The following is a 14,975-nucleotide window of genomic DNA, read 5'->3' as shown; positions in this document are numbered from 1 at the left end:
GCTCGACCCCAATGTCAGATAAATGACTATGGGTTTTTCACTCTCGCTCACAGAAACTTAAAAAGTATATGAATGAGGATGGTTCCCCTGACACGCGCGACGTTCACCGCGTGCAACACGACCTCTCCAGCCCCCAGTCACTCAGTACGACGGTGACGGTGGCTGTCGCGGACGTGGCGGGTGTCGAACCGGCGGACATCCCCGAACAACTCTACGACGTCATCGACCCCGAAGCCCTCGATAAACTGTTCAACTCGCGCGACGACGGCACTCCACGGCGCGGGGGTCGACTCTCGTTTTCGCTCTACGGCCACCACGTGACCGTCCGCGGTGACGGGATGATAACCGTCCAACCCGGCCTCGCGCGGATCAAACAACTCGGCGGCAACCTCCTCCTCGTCGGGTCCGTCCCCGACTCCGTCGTGGACGCCGCCAGCATCCCGCTTCTCGGCGACTCGACCCGTAACCGGACCCGGCTCTTTGCGCTCCACGACCGCAGTATTTCCACCGTTCGCGACCGTCTCTCCTCGGCGGGTTCGGCCGGGTCGGACGCCCACATCGTCGACTTTCACTCCGGCGCTCGTTCCGCCGCCGACGGCACCGCGATGCGGAACGACCCGACCGTTCACTACGTGGACGGGGACATCGAGTCGTTCCGCGACGAAATCGCCGCCGCCATCGAGCGGCTCGATTCGGGGCGCGGCAGGTTCGAACCTGCGGAGCTTCGGTTCTGCTTCGACACGCTCCGCCCGTTGGTGGAAAACTACGACGAAGCCGAGGTCGACGCGTTTCTCGAAACCCTTTGCCACCACATCAAGGAGGTTTCCGGCATGGGTCATTACGTCCTTCCCATCGACCGGGACTCATCCTACGTTCGCGCCATCGCACACCGATTCGACGCGATAATCGAACTTCGGGCGGGCGATAACGGCCCGGAGCAACGCTGGCATCTCCGCGAGACGGACCACACGACCGAGTGGTTCGACCTCTGAAACTCACAAACCATGAGTGACGTACCCGTTCCCGACACCGTCGGCCGAAGCGTGGAACCGCTTTTTCGCCCCCGAGAGGATCGGCCGGGACTGACCATCATCGACCCGCTCGACCGGAGCCTGTACGTCATCGGAACGTCCCGAAACGTGGATCCCCGTCCGGTTTCCGTCGATGGGTTCGACGCACCCGTCGGTGCCGTGGCGCGCGTTCGAACCGACAGAATCGAGTTCCCGTCCATGGTGTCGGCCTTCGTCCGCGACACGTCGGGCGAACTTCTCGTCACCATCGACCACGAGACGGAAGCCACGATTCCGCCCGGCGAGTACTACATCGAACTGACGACGGCGGTCAAGACGTACCTTCGAGTGGATTCCTCGCTCGATTTCGACGTCGGGGAGGACGAACTCACCCTCTCGTTCGGCGACGAAACGGCCGTCGAAATCGGCGCTCGCTCCGCTCACACCCGCCCGGCGGGGACGGTAACGACGACGACCGATCCGGAGGACGTGATGGCGGCGATCTCCTCGTTCGGCTCGGCGTTGAAGACGACCAGCCCCGAACGGTCGTTTCCCACCCTTCGCGGCCATCCCCCGACGGTCGAGTTCGGCGACGAACTGCACGTCCCGGACGAACTGTCGCCCCCCGAAACGGGCGTGACCATCGAAGTCCCGCCCGCGTTCGAATCCATCTTTCCCGTCGCCTCGCTCGCGTACTACCTCGGTGCGACGGTCGTCCCCGGAGACACACCCCGAATCGTCACGAATCAGGGGACTCACTCCCTTTCTCACCCGGAGCGCGGTTTCGAGGGGGAAGTGGCACGCGTGCTCAAACAGGCGCTGTTTTTCGACTGCGTCACCCGAACCGAAGGCCTGTATCGCATGGCGTTACACGAGCGACAGGCGGTCGAATCGCTCGTCGACCTCGACTTCGAAACCCTCTACGATGCGTCGATTTCCGACCGCTTGAACGCGTATCTCGACGTTCCCTTTTCGATTTTCGAGGGGGCGCTCCCCACGTGGCGACTCTCGGTGCAAACGACCGCAGAGCCGGAGAACGTGGCCGAACTTCCGTACGTCATCCGGGACCTCCCGATAATCGACGTGGCGACGACGGATCGCGAGCGGAGTACGACGGTTACGTCAGCGACGGATATCGCGGCGTTCACCCGGTCGACGGGGGTGGACCGCCGATATCCGTCGGACCCCGTTCCCAACGAGGAGTACGTCGTTCCACCGAAGACGGAAACACTCGAACACGCGTGGCTCGGCACGGGTGCACCGGTCAGCGGTAACAAGCTTCTCCAGTCCGGATTCGAACACCGCGTCGACCGCGACGGGTCGGCGGCCGACCCGCAAATCACCGTCGTCTGCAACGACCCGAAGATGCGAGCGGAGTATCGGGATACGCTGTACGGTGACGACGACCTGCCGTTCGACGTGACGGTCGATCAGGACTGCTCGACGGCGGAACTCCGGGACCGTCTGCGCAAGCCGACGGACTTCTTCCACTACATCGGCCACGTCGAGAACGAGGCGTTCGTCTGCCACGACGGCCTCCTCCACCCCGACGACGCGACGAACGTCAACGTCGATATGTTCCTGCTGAACGCATGCCGCTCCTACGTACCCGGAAAGCGCCTCGTCGAAGCGGGCAGCATCGGGGGCATCGTCACCTACAGCGAAATCGGAAACGCGGGTGCGACGGTCATCGGCCGAACCATAGCCAGACTGCTCAACGCAGGATTTCCACTCCGTTCGGCCCTCTCGATTGCGAAACGACGGCGACTCGTCGGAAACCAGTACGTCGCCGTCGGCGACGGCAGCGTCCAAGTCGTCCAATCGGAGAGCGCGCCGCTGGTTTTCATGGTCGAATCGCTCGGGGACGACGAGTACGAACTCGGAGTCCGAACGTACTCGACGAACCGCCATTCCGTCGGTTCGTTCGTCGTTCCCTACATCGAGAACGAACGGATGGCCTACCTCCTCGGCGGCCGGTTGCCGACGTTCACCGTCTCCGGCGAGGAACTACAACGGTATCTGGGCTTCGAGGAGACGGCAGTCGTCTACGACGACGAACTGTACTGGACGCCGGAGATCGATGTCGAACGCGATTTCTCGTAACGCTCTTCCGTCCGCCGGGCCTACGGGCAATCAATGACACAAACCAATGCAGTCGAACGTGCGTTTCGCCTGCACGACGGTTTCGAGCGGAACGATGACGGCTTCGTCGTGACCACGTCGTCGTTCGACGGTCACGCGTCCCTCACGGACCCCGTCGAAGTGACCGTCCGGATGCCGACGCTTTCGGCCGTCGTCTCCGACGATTCGGTCGCCGACGTGGTGGAATCCGGCTGGTTCGAAACGCTCGAACTCCGGTTGGAGGACGCCCACACGGTCGTCTCGTCGGACGAGGCGACGCCACCGACGATAGAACTCTCGGACGACGTCGTCGTCCTCGAAGTCGCCTTGTCGGGCTACCCCGACAAGGCGGCGGAGGACGCGAAGGCCATCGTCGATTTCGCCGAGGGAACGTGGATGCAGGGACTCATTCCGGGATACGACTACGACGAACCCGCCGCCGGGATGCTGGACCGAGCACACCAGTCGTACGACTAGTTATCGGCAAGCGGTACATCGTGCCCGAGACATCGACTTGTGAAAAACGGTATTGAGCGTGTCCGGAAAACGATACCGAACGTGAAAAACGGTGCCAGACGCAAGGTGCGTCGTATGCGATCCTCTTGCGTCGAAAATCAGTCCATCGAGATGTACGTTTGGGTGTCCTCGACGCCCTGAACTCCTTGGATCCCATCGGCGGCGACGGTCTTCACTTCCGCGGGGTTCTCGACGTTCACCTTCACGATGATGTCCACGTCTCCCGCGACGATGTGGGCATCCTCGACGCCGTCGATGTCGAGGATCGTGTTCTTCAACCGATCCGCTTCGCCCGTGTTCGCCTTGACCATGATGTATGCGGCGACCATCTCAGACACCCCCCGCACCCGCGGTTGCTCGACTGCCGTCGCCGACGAGGATTCTCCGAACATCGTCCAACACCGCGAAATCGGCGAGAACGGCCACCCTGTCCCCGACTTCGAGCGAGTCGTCGGGCAGCGGGATGCCGATTCTGTCGCCGCGCTTCCCGAACGCGAGAATCCGCGCGTCGGCCGGCAGTTCCAGTTCGCTGATGGAGTACCCGCGCATGGGTGATTCCTCGGTGATGGTGAGTTCGACCACCTGCAGGTTCTGTGCGATATCGGCGATGGCGCGGATGTTCCCGCCGAGGAGGGCGTTCTTCGCGCCGATAGCGCCCAGTCGCTCGGGGTAGACCACCTCGTCCACGTCGCTCGCAAACTTGCGGTAGATGTCCTCCCGGTAGTCGTTGTCGATTCGGAGGATGGTCCGACAGCCGTGATGTTTGCCGACCATGCAGGCCGCGAAGTTGACGTTCAAATCGCCCGTCAACCCGCCGAGGGCGTCCGCCCTATCGAGGTCCGTCTGTTCGAGGACCGACTCGTGCGACCCGTCCCCCTCGACCACCTCGAAGCCGTCGGTGCGTGCGCGTTTCGCTTTGTTCGCGTCGTTTTCCACCAGCACCACCTCGTGACCTTCCTCCCGAAGGACGCGAGCGGTTCGCAAGCCGACCCTCCCGGAACCTATGATAACAAATCGCATGTCACTCCGTACGATAGAGGGGTTGAATAAGCTTTCTCCGGAGAGAACCCCGTACTCAATGCGTCTCGGGAGCGGTCAGTTCGCGGTACTGGACGGGGATACGCCGGGGAATCCCGACGACAGTTCGGTCCGGGCAAAGGTTTTTCTCGCATGATAGAGTATCACACGGCACAATGGTACACGCGTTTATCATGGTGAACACGGCCGCCGGAAAGTCCCAAGGGTTGCTCGAATCGGTGCGTGGCCTGGAGAACGTGGGGGAAGCGCACATCGTCGCCGGGGATTACGACATCGTCGTCGAGGTGGACACGGACGAGGTGTACGAGGTCCTCCAGACGTCGTCGTCCGCCATTCAGGGACTCGACGGCGTCGTGGACACGAAAACGTACATCGCCATCGACTGACGAATTCGGTTCCCGAGCGTGTCTTTTCGTATCTTCTTCTCAGTGTTCCAGTTCGTACACGTCGTTGTCTTCGAGGAACGAGTCGAGCCATTCTCGCTGTTCCCGAAGGCGCGGCGGAACGTCCGCGTACACCCGGTCGAACACGTCGTGCGGGTCGGGGTCCTCGACGGATTCGGCCTCCTCGACCGCCTCTGCAAGGATTTCGTCCGCCTCGTCGTGGACCTCCTCCACGAACTCGTCGTCGATGAGGTCCCGCTCGCGGAGCCACGACTCGTAGCGTTCGAGGGGGTCGGCCTTTCGCCACTCCGGCAGGTCACGTTCCACGTCCTCGTACTTGCTCGGGTCGTCGCTCGTGGTGTGGGCACCCTGTCGATAAGTGAGACTCTCCACGAGAACGGGTTTGCCCTTCCGGGCCGAATCGAGCGCGTCGGCGACCGTCTCGCGGACCGCGAGCGGGTCGTTGCCGTCCACCTGCACGCCCTCGAAACCGTAGGCGTCGGCCTTGACGGCGATGCTCTCGCTCGCGGTCTGTTTGTGTCGCGGAAGGCTGATGGCCCAGTTGTTGTTCTCACAGAAGAAGACGACCGGCGCGTCGAACACGCCCGCGAAGTTCAGTCCCTCGTGGAAGTCGCCCTCGCTCGTCGCGCCGTCGCCGAAGTAACACACCACGGCGTCCTCGTCGCCGCGGTAGTTCATCGCCATGCCCGCGCCCGCCGCGTGGGGGATTTGCGTGGCGATGGGAACCGCTTGGGGAAAGGTGGGGACATCGTGGTCGGAGTTGAACTCCGGGCGTCCGCGGCGGAACAGCAGGATGTCGCTGATGGGGACGCCGCGTGCGACCTGCATCCCGTTCGAGCGGTAGGTTGGGAAGAGCCAATCGTCGTCGGCCATCGCCAGCGCGGCACCGACCTGCGAGGCTTCCTGTCCGCGATACGGGGGCCAACTGCTCATCCAGCCACGTCGTTGGAGGGCGATCGCGCGCTCGTCGAATCGCCGGGAGAGAACCATCTGCCTGAAGGTTTCCCGTGCCTCTTCCGCGGAGAACGGCGTCTCGTCCAACTCGCGTTCCCCGATGATTCGGTTCATGCAAGCGGGGATGTATCGCGGTTTCAAAGACGTTCCGAAAACGGTCACGTCGGCTAGCGGGTGTGCGAATTTTTGGACGGAACTGCAACTTCGAGGATGAGGAATGGGAGGCGAACGAGAGAAGGAGAACGAACGGAGGCGGACGAGAGAAGCGGACACGAGATTCAGGCGACGAACCGCCGATACCCGTCCCGAGCGAGTCTTCCGGCACCACCTAACGTCAGAATTACTGCGCCGAACACGACCGCGTCGTGGACGCCCGGAACCGTCGGGAACGGTGTGTACTTTCCGAGAATCAGTAAGACGGTGGTGAGAAGCCACAGGGCGTACAATCCGAGCGCGAACCGTCGGAGGGAATCGTTCATCGCTAGTTATTGTCGGCGATACTGAACAAATATCTTTCGCACCCAAACCGACGAAAACATACCTACGAGTTCACGGGAGCGGACAGAGGCTCGCCGTCAGCATCGCCACGCCGTCCGAATCGTTTCGCGCGCCGTGGACGACGCCGCGCTCGTGGAGGACGACGCCGGGAGCGGAAACCGTCTCCTCCTCGTCGTCCTGAATCACCGTTACCTCGCCCGCGAGGACGTGAAAGACGTTCGTGCTGTCGCCGTGTTCGTGCGGGCTGAGTTCGGCGTCGGGTCCCAGTGCGAAGGCTTTCACGAGAACGTCGTCGGTGACGACCAGTTCCTCCGTCAGCACCTCGCCGTCGTCCGGGTCGAGGTCTGGGATGCGGTCCAACACGCTACTCCTCCGCGTGCTCCGTGTTCTCGTCGATGAACCCGGACTTGAAGCTGATCCACGCCAGCACGCTGATGAAGAGCATCGGCGGCAGGATGGCGAAGCCCCAGAGCGGATTGAGTCCCCACCCGAGGATGAGTACGAGGTCGAACAGCCCGAGTGCGAGAAACGGAATGACGGCCTTCGTCGCGCGCCACCGGTCGATGTCGCGCGTCTCGGTTGGCAGTGGCGTTCCCATAGCCTACACTGCGTCTCCAATCACCAAAAATCACCTGTTTACGCTCAAGTGGCTGGCCGTCGTAGTTCCCGTATGGTGACGCAACTCGCGGACGACGTGTGGTGGCTCGACCTCGGGAGCGTGAACTGCTATCTCGCCGACGATGACGGCGATCTGACCCTCGTGGACGCCGGGACGCCATTCGACAGCGGCGACATCATGCGCGGCGTCCGGGAGGCGGGCTACTCCATCAACGACGTGGACCGGGTGCTGATAACCCACTACGACCTCGACCACGTCGGCTCGCTCGCACGTCTGCCGTTCGACGCGTCGATCTACGTGGGCGAAGCGGACGCGCCGCTCCTCTCCGGCGCGGACGCACCCGACTGGCACAACCACAAGGGAGCGTTTCAACTCGCCACGCGCCCGCTCCTCTCCAGTCCCGACGAGGAGGTCGTCGCCGTCGTGGACGGCGACGAAATCGGGAGTTTCACGGCCTACGCCACGCCGGGTCACTCGCCCGGCCACATGGCCTACGTCAGCGAGTCGCTGGACGTGGCCTTCCTCGGCGACCTCGTTTTCGAAGACCACGGGAAGTTGACCCCCTCCGCGTGGGCGATGAGTTACGACACCGAGGCGGTCCGCGACAGCATCGTCTCGCTCGAATCCCGAACCCCCGACTTCGAGGTGGCCGCGATGGGCCACGGCGTTCCCTTCCTCCGCGACGGCAGCGAACGCCTCCGCGAACTCGCAGATTCGCTGTGAACCGTCGAACGCGCGAAGAACGATAGGAACATCCTCACAACTGACCGACTGATCAACGTGGCGCGCGCTGGCGGGGCGACGAGGTCAGCGAGGTTTCGAAGAAACCTCGAAAGCGAACGGCAACGCCGTGAGCCATCGGCCGTGTCGTCCCGGTGAAGTCGTGCGAGGGATGAGTACCGCAACGAAGTGAGGAACGCAATAGGTTGGGGAGGGAGTGGTTGTTGCGGTAGCGGTGCGGTGGCGGTTTCAGTGACGTCTGTACTTGCGGTCACAGTAAAACAACCACGAGATAGAAAACTGATGGTCACTTTCGAGCAAGCCGTCCCCGAAAGTGACCGACAGAGGTGACACGGAGAATCTCACGTAGCAACGTCCAAACCAAACGACGACGACGAAAAACGAACTCCGTAGTCGTCACACATCCGGATAGTCGTCACATCCGTCGGTACATCCCGCGCGAAGCGGGTGCAGTGTACTCGAAGCCGAACTGCTCGTAAAAGCCCTCCACGTCGGCCATGAGGTTGACGTATGCCCTTTCGGGTGCGTTCTCCTCCAGATATTCCATCAACCGCTCCATCATGCGCGAGCCCAATCCCCGTCGCTGGTGGTCGGGGTGGACCGCCATGTCGCCGATTTGGTAAACCGACCCGCCGTCGCCGATGATGCGAGCCATGCCGACCGTCTCGCCGGTTTCGTCGTCGACGGCAGTCACGCCGAACACCGAGTTCGGCAATCCCCGTTCGACTCCTTCCACGCTTCGCGGTGCCATGTCGGCGGCGTCGCGGAGGGCGACGAACTCCTCGGGAGTCGGCAGTTCGTCACGGATTTCGTAGCTCATGAAAAATGCTCGTCGGAGCAGGGGATTAACCCTGCCCATTTCGGCGGATACCGTCGGTTCTTCTTCGCCGCGTTCGCCTCCTGCTTTTCGTCGCTCTCCCCTGTTTTCGGAGTTTCTATCGACCGTTCAGGCCGCCAACTCCTCGGCGACCGCACTTACATCGAGGACGTTCGGGTTCACGATGAGGTCGGCCTGACTCCGAGCGAATTCGGGGATGGAATCCTCGTCGTAGACGACGACGCGAACGTCCGGGTTCACGTCCTTCGCGACCGCGATCGCCGTGGCCTGTCCGACGTCCGTGAGGACGAACAGGTCGGCATCGTGGATGGCCGCGTCTTCGAGCGCGGGGCGGGAGGCGACACCGTCGACAGTCGTCAATTCGACGCCCTCGGTTTCGAGGGCGTGACCGAGTTCACCGTCGTCCGGACCTGCGATGACTGCGCGCATCACTCGTACTCGATGGTCGCCGGAGGTTTATGTGTCACGTCGTAGACGACGCGGGCGACGTTCTCGTTCTGGCCGGTGATGCGCGATTGAATGCGCTGGAGCGTGTCCCAGTCGAGTTCCTGTGCGCGGGCGGTCATGCCGTCGCGCGACTCGACCGACCGCACCGCGACGATCCAGCCGTGAACGCGGTTGTCGCCTTTGACGCCGGTTCCCTTGCCGACGACGGCGGCGAACGCCTGCCACGGGTCGTACTCCTCCAGTTCCTCTTCGACGACGTGACACGCCTCGCGCGCGACCTGCGCCTTCTCGGGCGTGACTTCGCCGACGACGCGCACGGCCAGTCCCGGACCGGGGAACGGCATGCGTTCTGCGATTATCTCCTCCATGCCGAGGGCGCGAGCGACCTCGCGCACCTCGTCCTTGTAGAGGTCGCGGACGGGTTCCACGATGCCGTCGAAGTCCACCACGTCCGGCAGGCCGCCGACGTTGTGGTGGGACTTGATGCCGCCCTCGCTCTCGATTCGGTCGGGGTAAATCGTCCCCTGCACGAGGTAATCGGCGTCCGTGACGCGCGCCTCGCGCTCGAACTCGCGGATGAACTGCTCGCCGATGACCTTCCGCTTCTCCTCGGGGTCGATGACGCCCGACAGCGCGTCGAAGAATCGGTCTTCGGCTTCCACGACCTCCAGCGAACTCATGTAGGAGAACGTCTTTCGAATCTGATCGGTCTCTCCCTTGCGCATCAGGCCGGTATCGACGTAGACCGGCGTGAGTTGGTCGCCGATGGCCTTGTACGCGAGTCCGGCGGCGACGGACGAATCGACGCCGCCCGACAGCGCGATGATTGCGTGTGAGTCGCCGACCGCTTCTCGAATCTCCGCGACTGCTTCCTCGATGAATGTACCAGTGTCTACCATCAGGCTTCTACCTCCTCTCTCGTCTCCGCTTCGTCGAGGACCGCATCGAGGAGGCCGACGAACGGCGGACTCGCGCGGTCGGGTCGGGAGCGGAACTCGGGGTGGAACTGCGTCCCGAAGAAGTACGGGTGGTCGTCCAGTTCGAGGATTTCCATCCGGTTTCCGGCGCGCCCGGAGAAGACGAGGTCCTCCCCTTCGAAGTCCTCGAAGTATTCGGGGTTCACCTCGTAGCGGTGGCGGTGGCGCTCCGTGCAACTCGTCGCGCCGTACACCCGCTCCGCGAGCGTTCCCGCTTCGATGTCAGTTTCGTGTGCGCCGAGGCGCATCGTTCCGCCCATGTCCTCCACTTCGTACTGCTCGGGCAGGATATCGATGACGGGGTGTGCCGTGTCGGCGTCGAGTTCGGCGGAGTTCGCATCGTCCAGTCCGAGGACGTCCCGGGCGTACTCCACGACGGCCATCTGGAAGCCGAGACAGAGACCGAGGAACGGAACGTCGTGTTCCCGGGCGTAGCGGATGGCCTCGATTTTGCCTTCGGTTCCGCGACTGCCGAATCCGCCGGGAACGACGATTCCGTCGGCCTCCTTGAGACGTTCCTCGTGGTCGTCGTCCATCTCGTCCGCGTCCACCCAGAGGACGTTGACGTCCACGTTCTTCTCCAGTCCGGCGTGTTTGAGCGCCTCGTGGATGGACATGTAGGCGTCTTCGAGCGCGTACTTGCCGACCAGCGCGATATCGACTTCGCCCTCGGTTTCTCGCGTGACGAGTTCGCGCCACGCGGTGCTTCGGTCGTCGCTCGGGACCGCCTGCTCCGTCAGGGAGAGTTGCTCCATGACGTACTCGTCCAAGCCTTCTTCCTCGACGACGAGCGGGACGTGGTAGATGTCCTCCACGTCGGGGTTCGAGAACACGGCGTCGGTCGGCACGTCGCAGAACAGCGCGATTTTCTCCTTGGTCTTCGGTTCGAGTCCGTCGCTACAGCGCCCGACGAGCACGTCGGGTTGCAGGCCGATGCTCCGGAGTTCCTTCACGCTGTGCTGGGTCGGTTTCGTCTTCTGCTCGCCGTTCTTCGAGTGCGGGACGAGGGTGACGTGGGTCAAGAGGAAATCGTCGTCGTCCTGTTCCGTGGCGAACTGGCGCAGCGCTTCGAGGAACGGCATGCTTTCGATGTCGCCCACGGTGCCGCCCACTTCGACGATACACACGTCGTGGCCCTCGGCGGCCTCGCGGATGCGGCGCTTGATCTCGTCCGTGATGTGCGGGATGATCTGGACCGTCTTGCCCAGATAGTCCCCGGCGCGTTCCTTCTCGATGACGTACTGGTAGGCCTTGCCGGTCGTGATGTTGTGGTCGAAGGTCATGTCGATGTCGAGGAACCGTTCGTAGTTCCCCAGATCGAGATCGACCTCGCCACCGTCTTTCAGTACGTACACTTCACCATGCTGATAGGGATTCATCGTCCCCGCGTCCACGTTCAGATACGGGTCGATTTTCACGGCGGTCACGTCGAACCCGGCGTTTGCGAGCAGTCGCCCAGTGCTCGCGGCGGTAATGCCTTTGCCAAGTCCGGACATGACGCCCCCTGTGACGAAAATGAACTTCTTCCCCATCTCGGGGTCGTAGTTTGTCTCGGGGTCAGTCGGCATACTGACTTTCCGCAACCGTTCTTCAAAACCATTTCGGAGGCGTCGTCGTTCGACAGGATGTGGCATATGTTGGATACTTCGGAGTTCGACCCTGAGATGAATTCGAGTTCGGGAAAACGGAAGTGGAGACGACGGTGAAATTCCCCATCAGCGCGCGGCACGGTGGGAAGTCAGAATGCGCGAAATTAGCCATCCATCCCGGCGCGTGCGCCAGCAGGTCCGAGGGCCTGCTGGCTATCATGCGAGGGATGAGCGGAGTGAGGGACGAACGAAGCGAATCGGTTGGGGAGGTTCGTGGTGCGGTGCAGTGGCGGTGCGGTTGTGTGACGTCTGTAGTCGTTGTCATAGAGACTTCACAACCAGCACATCATGAGCGGAGGTTTTCGAGGGCTGAATCATCTCGCTCCCCTCGCCCCTGTCGAAGATGACTCTCGCAAACCCTCATACCTACCGCTTTTCAAAGCGATTCGACCAGAAACTCCCCCAACCGCCCCGCCACCTTCTGTTCCTGCCCGACGAAGAAGTGGTCCGCGCTGAACTCCTCGGTTTCGAAGCCCAGTTCCCGCGCGCGCTCCACCAGCGGTTTCCACTCCGCGACGTCGTCGCGCGTTCCGTAGAGGACCTTCAACGGAACGTCCACCTCGTCCAGCGCGGCGACGGCGTCCAAGTCTTCCGCGAGTCGAGAGGCGGGCGCGAGCAGCGCGATGGCGGCCGCGTCCTCGTCCACGCCCGCGAGCGTCGCTATCGCGCCGCCGAAACTGAAACCGAAGATGCCCACGGAATCGTAGCGTTCGCGCGCCCAGCGGAGGGCGTTGCGCGCGTCCTCGCGCTCGCCGTAGCCCTCGTCCCAATCGCCGTAATCGAAGCGCAGACAGGCCGCGCCGCGCTCCCCGAGGTAGTCCGAAAGCGCGACGAGTCGATTGTCGTTTCGGTTGCCGTTGAACTGCGGATGGGGCGGACAGGCGATAACGATGGTTTCTGACCCGTCTTCGGGTTCGTCCAACGATGCACGGACGTCACGAACGCCGGGAACGACGACTTCCTTCAACGCCATGCGGGCGTGTTAGCTTGGTGAGGATTTTAAGGGTCGGGTTCTGAATATAGGAGTATGGGAGTACTCTCACGCATGTCGTACGTCGTCCGCTCGAAGATAAACGCCGTCCTCAATCGGGCAGAAGACCCGACCGAGACGCTCGATTACTCCTACGAGCAGATGCGCGACGAGTTGCAGGACGTAAAGCAGGGCATCGCGGACCTCACGACCCAGAAGAAACGCCTCGAAATCCAGAAGCGCCGCCTCGAAGAGAACGTCGAGAAGCACAACCAGCAGGCGCGCGAGGCGGTCAAGCAGGACCGCGAGGATTTGGCCCGGCAAGCCCTCGAAAAGAAAAAGCAGAAGATGAACCAAATCGAGGATTTGGAGGGCCAGATCGCACAGCTTCAGAACACGCAGGACAACCTCGTTCAGAAGAAGGACGAACTCCAGAATCGCATCGAGGAGTTCCGCACGAAGAAGGAGAGCATGAAGGCACGCTACGAGGCCGCCGAGGCCAACAGCCGCGTTTCGGAGGCGATGACCGGCGTCGGCGACGAGATGGAAGATGTCGGGATGGCCATCGAGCGCGCCGAGGACAAGACGCAGGACATGGAAGCCCGTGCGGAAGCGATGGACGAACTGCAGGACACCGGCGCGTTCGAGGACGCGCTTTCGGACAAAAGCAGCCTCGACCGCGAACTCGAAGAGATGCGATCCTCGGGCGAGGTGGACTCCGAGTTGGAAACCCTGAAGGCCGACATGGGTGTCGAAAGCGAAACGGAGGATGAATCGGAATCGTCGTCAGATGACGACGATATCGACCTTTCGGACCTCGAAGCCGAAGTCGCGACCGAAGAGACGGAAAACGATGCTGAAACGGAAACGGGAACCGAAACCGAGACCGAAACGGAAACCGAGCAAGCCACCGAGGAGAACAACTCGTAGCCACCTCCTCCGAAATCGATTCGCTACTTTTCCGACGAGCCCGATTCGTAAGCGCCGCCGACGAAGCGTATCGTCCCTTCCTCCGGCAAGAACGACCGAGTTCGGCAAGTGCCTATTTCACACTAGTTGCTCTTCGTTCCCGTATGAGTGATTCCGAGGGGAGCGCGCAACCCGGAGATACGATGCGCGAGCGAGCCAACGAAAGTCGGCTCAAGTTGTGGATTTTGATGGAAGCGAACCGGTGGTTCGTCGCGGGGGGTATCCTGCTCGCCATTTTCGTGTCGTTGCTCGTTCTCGGCGTTCTCGACCCGTCGCCGCTGCAACAGTATATCGGGCCGAGCGACGACGCAGTTGATACGCTGTTTCAGGGCTTCGTCGGCGCGATCATCACGGGCGTGACGCTCGTCGTGACGCTCAATCAACTCGTCCTCTCGCAGGAACTCGGCCCCGTCGGCGACCAGCGAAGTCGGATGGAGGGCGCGATGAACTTTCGGCGGGAAATCGAGGACGCGCTCGACGTTCCGACCGCACCGCCGGAACCCGCATCGTTCATGCAGGCGCTCCTCGACGAGACCAGGTCGCGGGCGAACGCGCTCGCGGACGCGGTGGACACCAGTCGGGACGAGGAACTGAAGGACGAGATTCGAAGCTACGTCGATGGCCTCTCCGAGAATGCCGACGAAGTGAGCAACTCGCTCGAAGACACGCAGTTCGGGACGTTCGACGTGCTTTCTGCCATTCTCAACTTCAACTACTCGTGGAAAATCTTCCTCGCGCGGAAGATCCGCAACGAACACGCCGACGCCCTCACCGACGAGGTGGACGAAGCGTTCGACGACATCATCGAATCGCTGTCCTTCTTCGGTCCGTCACGCGAGCACTTCAAGACGCTCTACTTCCAGTGGGAGTTCGTCAACCTCTCGCGGGCCATGCTGTACACGGCGGTTCCGGCGCTCGTCGTCACCATCGCGATGATAATCTACTTCGACGCGAAGGCGGTTCCGGGGGCCACCGTCGGCATCAGCAACGACGTGCTGACGGTGAGTTTGGCTTCTACGATTGCAATCGTCCCGTTCATCATCCTGCTGGCGTATATCCTGCGAATTGCGACGGTGGCGAAGCGCACGCTTTCGATCGGCCCGTTCATCCTTCGGGAGACGAAGCGGAGCGACGAGTTGGACTAGAGAAGCACGAACGAGGTCGGTACTTTCTTCGATATTCGTCAACGGTGACGTGCTAGCTACAGAGCGTAGGTCTAACAGT

The 14,975-nt window shown here is 62.2% G+C and carries 18 protein-coding genes; 7 read left to right on the top strand and 11 right to left on the bottom strand.

Features of this window, described 5'->3' with window-relative positions; translation table 11 throughout:
* The first annotated feature begins 68 nt into the window (after positions 1–68).
* Genes LJF34_RS12840 through LJF34_RS12830 form a run of 3 tightly spaced genes read left to right on the top strand, consistent with a single transcriptional unit; the run spans position 69 to position 3,608 of the window.
* On the top strand, positions 69–992 hold the full coding sequence (locus tag LJF34_RS12840) for a HalOD1 output domain-containing protein (protein WP_231185408.1): 924 nt from the start codon (positions 69–71) through the stop codon (positions 990–992).
* Between the two features lie 12 nt (positions 993–1,004).
* Complete coding sequence (locus LJF34_RS12835) at positions 1,005–3,113, top strand: hypothetical protein (RefSeq protein WP_231185407.1); 2,109 nt, start codon at positions 1,005–1,007, stop codon at positions 3,111–3,113.
* A gap of 33 nt (positions 3,114–3,146) precedes the next feature.
* On the top strand, positions 3,147–3,608 hold the full coding sequence (locus tag LJF34_RS12830; protein ID WP_231185406.1) for a DUF5813 family protein: 462 nt from the start codon (positions 3,147–3,149) through the stop codon (positions 3,606–3,608).
* A gap of 137 nt (positions 3,609–3,745) precedes the next feature.
* Here LJF34_RS12830 and LJF34_RS12825 read toward each other — a convergent pair whose 3' ends face one another.
* On the bottom strand, positions 3,746–3,976 hold the full coding sequence (locus LJF34_RS12825; RefSeq protein ID WP_231185405.1) for an Lrp/AsnC ligand binding domain-containing protein: 231 nt from the start codon (positions 3,974–3,976) through the stop codon (positions 3,746–3,748).
* A 1-nt stretch (position 3,977) separates the two neighbouring features.
* A complete protein-coding gene (locus LJF34_RS12820) occupies positions 3,978–4,667 on the bottom strand; it encodes a TrkA family potassium uptake protein (RefSeq protein ID WP_231185404.1) in 690 nt (229 codons plus the stop codon).
* A 173-nt stretch (positions 4,668–4,840) separates the two neighbouring features.
* Here LJF34_RS12820 and LJF34_RS12815 point away from each other — a divergent pair, with 173 nt between their 5' ends.
* Positions 4,841–5,071, top strand: coding sequence for an Lrp/AsnC ligand binding domain-containing protein (locus LJF34_RS12815; RefSeq protein WP_231185403.1), 231 nt, complete (start codon positions 4,841–4,843; stop codon positions 5,069–5,071).
* Between the two features lie 39 nt (positions 5,072–5,110).
* Here LJF34_RS12815 and pdhA read toward each other — a convergent pair whose 3' ends face one another.
* The 4 genes from pdhA to LJF34_RS12795 all read right to left on the bottom strand — a co-directional run bounded on the left by pdhA (position 5,111) and on the right by LJF34_RS12795 (position 7,139).
* Positions 5,111–6,157, bottom strand: a complete 1,047-nt coding sequence (gene pdhA / locus LJF34_RS12810) for a pyruvate dehydrogenase (acetyl-transferring) E1 component subunit alpha (protein WP_231185402.1) — start codon at positions 6,155–6,157, stop codon at positions 5,111–5,113.
* A 164-nt stretch (positions 6,158–6,321) separates the two neighbouring features.
* Positions 6,322–6,522: a hypothetical protein gene (locus tag LJF34_RS12805; protein WP_231185401.1), complete on the bottom strand. Its 201-nt coding sequence runs from the start codon at positions 6,520–6,522 to the stop codon at positions 6,322–6,324.
* 70 nt (positions 6,523–6,592) lie between these two features.
* Positions 6,593–6,904, bottom strand: a complete 312-nt coding sequence (locus LJF34_RS12800; protein ID WP_231185400.1) for a cupin domain-containing protein — start codon at positions 6,902–6,904, stop codon at positions 6,593–6,595.
* Position 6,905: 1 nt separating this feature from the next.
* Positions 6,906–7,139, bottom strand: coding sequence for a hypothetical protein (locus LJF34_RS12795; RefSeq protein ID WP_231185399.1), 234 nt, complete (start codon positions 7,137–7,139; stop codon positions 6,906–6,908).
* Between the two features lie 72 nt (positions 7,140–7,211).
* Here LJF34_RS12795 and LJF34_RS12790 point away from each other — a divergent pair, with 72 nt between their 5' ends.
* Positions 7,212–7,883 (top strand): MBL fold metallo-hydrolase, encoded by a 672-nt coding sequence (locus LJF34_RS12790; protein WP_231185398.1) that lies wholly within the window; start codon positions 7,212–7,214, stop codon positions 7,881–7,883.
* 433 nt (positions 7,884–8,316) lie between these two features.
* Here LJF34_RS12790 and LJF34_RS12785 read toward each other — a convergent pair whose 3' ends face one another.
* The 5 genes from LJF34_RS12785 to LJF34_RS12765 all read right to left on the bottom strand — a co-directional run bounded on the left by LJF34_RS12785 (position 8,317) and on the right by LJF34_RS12765 (position 12,785).
* Positions 8,317–8,721 (bottom strand): GNAT family N-acetyltransferase, encoded by a 405-nt coding sequence (locus LJF34_RS12785; RefSeq protein WP_231185397.1) that lies wholly within the window; start codon positions 8,719–8,721, stop codon positions 8,317–8,319.
* A gap of 126 nt (positions 8,722–8,847) precedes the next feature.
* Entirely contained in the window at positions 8,848–9,168 is a 321-nt protein-coding gene (locus tag LJF34_RS12780) for a CTP synthetase (RefSeq protein WP_231185396.1), read from the bottom strand.
* Entirely contained in the window at positions 9,168–10,085 is a 918-nt protein-coding gene (gene guaA / locus LJF34_RS12775) for a glutamine-hydrolyzing GMP synthase (RefSeq protein WP_231185395.1), read from the bottom strand. The genes LJF34_RS12780 and guaA overlap by 1 nt, the downstream gene beginning before the upstream one ends.
* Positions 10,085–11,731, bottom strand: coding sequence for a CTP synthase (locus LJF34_RS12770; protein ID WP_231185394.1), 1,647 nt, complete (start codon positions 11,729–11,731; stop codon positions 10,085–10,087). Before LJF34_RS12770 ends, guaA begins: the two co-directional genes overlap by 1 nt.
* Before the next feature lie 457 nt (positions 11,732–12,188).
* Entirely contained in the window at positions 12,189–12,785 is a 597-nt protein-coding gene (locus LJF34_RS12765; protein ID WP_231185393.1) for an alpha/beta hydrolase, read from the bottom strand.
* 54 nt (positions 12,786–12,839) lie between these two features.
* Between LJF34_RS12765 and LJF34_RS12760 the strand changes: the two genes are divergently transcribed.
* On the top strand, positions 12,840–13,712 hold the full coding sequence (locus tag LJF34_RS12760) for a PspA/IM30 family protein (protein WP_231185392.1): 873 nt from the start codon (positions 12,840–12,842) through the stop codon (positions 13,710–13,712).
* A gap of 143 nt (positions 13,713–13,855) precedes the next feature.
* On the top strand, positions 13,856–14,896 hold the full coding sequence (locus LJF34_RS12755) for a hypothetical protein (RefSeq protein ID WP_231185391.1): 1,041 nt from the start codon (positions 13,856–13,858) through the stop codon (positions 14,894–14,896).
* Positions 14,897–14,975 lie beyond the last annotated feature (79 nt).

This window comes from Haladaptatus sp. DYF46 (assembly GCF_021083305.1).
Lineage (GTDB): Archaea > Halobacteriota > Halobacteria > Halobacteriales > Haladaptataceae > Haladaptatus.
The sequence above is the reverse complement of the archived record's forward strand: the minus strand, read 5'-3'. Positions and strand labels throughout refer to the sequence as shown.